Here is a 4,389-nt window from a genome sequence, read left to right on the forward strand (position 1 = left end):
CGGCGCCCAGGAGCACGCCGGCAGCCATGCCGGCTAGGGTGGCGATGCCGATCTTCTTGGAGCTTTCGATGCGCTGGGAGATGTGCCGGCAGACCACATGGGCGATTTCATGACCGATAATGCCGGCCAGTTCCTCCTCTGACGCCAGGGCGGCGAAAAGCCCGCTATTGATGAAGATATGGCCGGCGGGGGTGGCGAAGGCGTTGTAGACATCCTCGTGGATCACATGAAATTCATATTTGAACGGTTGGGGCGGGACCGCGGCCATGATGCGGTTGCCCACCTTATTGAGATAATCGATGATTACCGGATCGTCGATCAATGCATACTTTGCCTTGACCACGGACATGAACTCCTTGGCCAGTTCGCGTTCTTCCTGAATGGTGATGCACCAGCCCTTGGGAGCACCGATCAGACCGGTGCCAAGAAGAAATGCCATCAGGGTTACAATATTAATCAATTTTTTATATATCGGCATGTTAGTTCATTTCCTGGGTGTTGTTTGCGAATCCTCCAGAATCATTGCTCAGCACCTAGGATGGCATATTCTAATCCACTTTTCAAACAGCATGTTTTGTGTTAAAGCTGCGACCCATGGCACAAATCATCTGCATCGCCAATCAAAAAGGCGGCGTCGGCAAGACCACCACGGCGGTCAACCTCTCCGCAGCCCTGGCCGTTTGTGAAAAACGGACCTTGTTGGTGGACTGCGACCCCCAGGCCAACGCCACGACCGGTGTGGGCATAGACAAATCCCAATTGGAAAAAACCCTTTACCATGATGATCGGCGCTGCCGCGGCCGATGCGGTGATTGTGGACAGTCAGATCGAATTTCTGAAGGTCATTCCCGCGCGGGTCGAATTGATCGGTTTCGACGTGGAGATGATGGACCGGCCCGATCGGGAACAGGCCCTCAGGCGCTTGTTGGATCCGGTGGCCGGCGGCTATGATTATGTGATCATCGATTGCCCCCCATCATTGAGCCTGCTCACCGTCAACGCCATGACTGCGGCCGATGCGTTGTTGATTCCGCTGCAATGTGAGTTTTACGCCCTGGAGGGGCTCAGCCAACTGGTCCAGACCTACCAGCGAATCAAGAGCGGACTCAACCCGAAATTGAAGATTGCCGGTGTTCTCCTGACCATGTTCGACCGACGCACCAACCTGAGCCGCCAGGTGGCCGAAGACGCGGAAAACCATTTCAAGAACCTGGTTTTCAAAACAACGATTCCTCGCAATGTCCGACTGGGTGAAGCGCCCAGTTTCGGTCAGCCCATCTTGTTGTACGATGCCATGTCGGTTGGCGCCACCAGTTATTTCGCCCTGGCCAAGGAGATTTTGGGCGCCAATCACACCGGTCAGGCCGGCCAGCAGGCTTCTCGAAAACGTTAACCCGCCGGGCGCCGTCCGTCTCACCCGGTCCGGTCATCCATCATTCAGGATATTCCATGCCAGATCAACCAACCAACGGCAGTCGCGCCCCCGGTGCCAAAAAAAAACGCAAACCGGCCCTGGGCAGGGGACTTGATGCCCTGATTCCCGATTTGAGTGTGGTGGAGGGGGTTGCCGGATCGTCCGCTGAGGCGCGTAAAGACTATTTCTTATGTGAAATCGATATGATCCGGCCCAATCGGTATCAGCCGCGACGCCAATTCCCGGCCGATGAACTGGCTGAACTGGCCGAATCGATCCGCACCCAGGGGATTATCCAACCGCTGCTGGTGCGCCCGGACGACGTGGGCTACGAGCTGGTGACCGGCGAACGACGTCTTCGGGCCGCGGCACAGGCCGGAATCGATCGTGTGCCGGTGGTGGTCAAGGAGGTTACCGACGCCGAGATGCTGGAGATGTCGATTGTCGAGAATATCCAGCGCGAAAACCTCAACCCCATGGAAGAGGCCGAGGCGTATCAACGGCTGATCACCGAATTCAGCCTGACCCAGGAAGCGGTCGCCGGGCGGGTGGGCAAGAGCCGCAGTGCCGTGGCGAATTTCCTGCGGCTGCGTCAGCTGCCCGACCCGATCAAGGCGCGTATTCTGGACGGGGCGCTCAGCATGGGGCACGCCCGGGCCCTTTTGGGCGCCGAGACGCCGGCCAAGCAACAGTTGGCGTTTCGTGACGTGGTCGCCAAAAAACTCTCGGTGCGCGAAACCGAAAATCTGATCAAGCGGCTCAATGCCGAGAAAAAGAAGGATGCAGCTCCTGAACCGACGCCCGAGCAGCGCTATTTCAATGACCTTTCCGAGGATCTGTCCCGCCATTTCGGTACCCATGTGCGTATCCAGCGCAAGGGTAAAAAAGGCCGTCTGGAGATTGATTTTTTCAGCGATGAGGACCTGGACCGGTTGTTGACGATGCTGCGCAACCGCTGACCGGCACCTTCTGGCACACACCGGCAGGCGATGCCGAAGCGCATGGGGCGCGGGACGATTCGATGACGTCATGGCGATCCACATTATTATCGATGGTTACAATTTAATCCGCCAAACACCGGAGCTGGCGTCCCTGGATCGGCTCGATCTGCAGTTGGGCCGTGATGCCCTGGTGGATCGGTTGGCGGCCTACAAAAAAATCAAACCCCACAGGATCACCGTTGTTTTCGATGGGCCGAGCGAACCTTCGCTTTATGGCCCGCGAGATCGGGCCAAGGGAATCTCTATCCGTTTTTCCAACGGTGGTGAGTGCGCCGACGATGTGATTCGGCGGATGGCCCGGCGTGAGAAGGAACAGGCCCTGGTCGTCAGCAGTGACCGCGAGGTCATGGACGCCGCCGAAGCGGCCGGTGCCACGGTGGTGACGTCGGCGGCCTTCGCCGACCGGCTGGCCATGGCCAGTTACCTGGCGGTCAAGGGCGCAGAGGAATCGGACGTGTCATCCGGCTGGGTCCCCACCACCCGCAAAAAGGGCCCCGGCCGGCGATTGCCCAAGCGCAAACGCAAGGCGAACCGGCGGATCGAGAAGCTCTGATACGGGTCTGGTGCGTCATCCGATCCCTGACGTGACCCTGCCGTCGGCCAAACGGTGTACATGTGTAAATCGAGGAATGGGTATGGCGGAAGCGGTCTCGCAAATGAAAGTCGCAGTGGTCGACGGCCAGGGGGGCGGTATCGGCAGTACCATCATCCGCAAGATCAAGGACCACTTCGGCGAGTCCGTGGAAGTCATCGCCCTGGGGACCAACGCCATCGCCACGGCCCAGATGCTCAAGGCCCGGGCCAATCGCGGTGCATCCGGGGAAAACGCCATCGTGCATACGGTGACCCGCGTGGATGTCGTCATCGGCACCCTGGGAATTCTCCTGGCGCATGCCATGATGGGCGAGGTGACACCCCGCATGGCGGCGGCCATCTCGGGCAGTGTCGCCATCAAACTGATTTTGCCGCTCTCCCAAGAGAATGTCACGGTGGTCGGCGTGTCCGACGAGCCGCTGCCGCATCTGGTGGAAAAATTGATTCTCGATCATTTGCGGCCGATCGTTGCGGCCCGAAACCAACCCAACGATAATTCCAAAGGATAACTACCATGTGTGAAGCCAATGCCTACCTCCTGCGCGATGGCAAGGAGACCCTGATCATGGAATCGGTGGACCTGGTCGCCCCGGAAGGCGACGGCCTGAAGCTGGTCAATATTTTTGGTGAACAGAAATTTCTGCGCGCCGCGGTCCATTCCATGTCCCTGGTCGATCACAAGGTTTTTCTCAAGGAACTGGATCGCCGACCCGCATGAAGATCGAGATTGCCCAGACCGCCGGCTTTTGCATGGGCGTCCGCCGGGCCGTGGAATTGGCCCTGGACGCGCCGGGCAAGCACGCGGCGCCGATTTATACCTACGGTCCGCTGATCCACAACCCGCAGGTCCTGGAGCTGTTTGCCGAAAAAGGCATCGCGGTGCTGAACGCGATTCCCGAGAAAGGCAGCGGCACGGTATTGGTGCGGGCCCATGGCGTACCGCCGGTGGACAAGCAACGGCTCGCCGATGCCGGATTCAAGGTGGTGGACGCCACCTGTCCGCGGGTGATTCGCGTCCAGACCATTATCCGTGTGCATGCCCGCAAGGGATACGCCACCATTATCGTCGGCGACCGGGATCATCCCGAGGTGGTCGGCCTGATGGGGTATGCCGGTGCTTCCGGCCATGTGGTCAGCACCCTGGACGACCTTGCGGCCCTGCCGGATTTCGGCAAAGCGATCATCGTTGCCCAGACCACCCAGAACCTGCGGTTTTACGAAAAGGTCAAGGCCTGGGCACTTAGGACCCATCCCCACTACAAAACCTTTGATACGATTTGTGACTCCACGGAGAAACGGCAGGCGGAAGTCAAACGCCTGGCCGGGCAGGTGGACGCGGTGATCGTCGTCGGCGGACGGCAGAGCGGCAACACCCGCCGG

The 4,389-nt window shown here is 59.2% G+C and carries 6 protein-coding genes and 1 pseudogene; 6 read left to right on the forward strand and 1 reads right to left on the reverse strand.

Annotation, left to right across the window (positions count from 1 at the left end):
- Positions 1-478, reverse strand: a 478-nt coding sequence (locus JCM12296_RS32710) for a M48 family metalloprotease (protein ID WP_157068122.1), incomplete at its 3' end; no start/stop codon positions are given.
- Between the two features lie 141 nt (positions 479-619).
- Here JCM12296_RS32710 and JCM12296_RS32715 point away from each other — a divergent pair.
- From JCM12296_RS32715 to ispH, 6 genes and pseudogenes are all read left to right on the forward strand, one after another.
- A pseudogene (locus tag JCM12296_RS32715) lies at positions 620-1,393 on the forward strand (ParA family protein); the annotation flags it as partial.
- A 56-nt stretch (positions 1,394-1,449) separates the two neighbouring features.
- Entirely contained in the window at positions 1,450-2,373 is a 924-nt protein-coding gene (locus JCM12296_RS32720) for a ParB/RepB/Spo0J family partition protein (protein WP_054701925.1), read from the forward strand.
- A gap of 70 nt (positions 2,374-2,443) precedes the next feature.
- On the forward strand, positions 2,444-2,968 hold the full coding sequence (locus JCM12296_RS32725; protein ID WP_054701929.1) for an NYN domain-containing protein: 525 nt from the start codon (positions 2,444-2,446) through the stop codon (positions 2,966-2,968).
- Between the two features lie 103 nt (positions 2,969-3,071).
- Positions 3,072-3,518, forward strand: coding sequence for a DUF3842 family protein (locus JCM12296_RS32730; protein ID WP_054701931.1), 447 nt, complete (start codon positions 3,072-3,074; stop codon positions 3,516-3,518).
- Between the two features lie 5 nt (positions 3,519-3,523).
- A complete protein-coding gene (locus JCM12296_RS32735; protein ID WP_054701930.1) occupies positions 3,524-3,727 on the forward strand; it encodes a CooT family nickel-binding protein in 204 nt (67 codons plus the stop codon).
- The coding region (gene ispH, locus JCM12296_RS32740; RefSeq protein ID WP_083456746.1) for a 4-hydroxy-3-methylbut-2-enyl diphosphate reductase at positions 3,724-4,389 on the forward strand (666 nt) is incomplete at its 3' end. The genes JCM12296_RS32735 and ispH, both read left to right, overlap by 4 nt.

The organism is Desulfosarcina cetonica JCM 12296, from assembly GCF_001311845.1.
Classification (GTDB): Bacteria; Desulfobacterota; Desulfobacteria; order Desulfobacterales; family Desulfosarcinaceae; genus Desulfosarcina; species Desulfosarcina cetonica.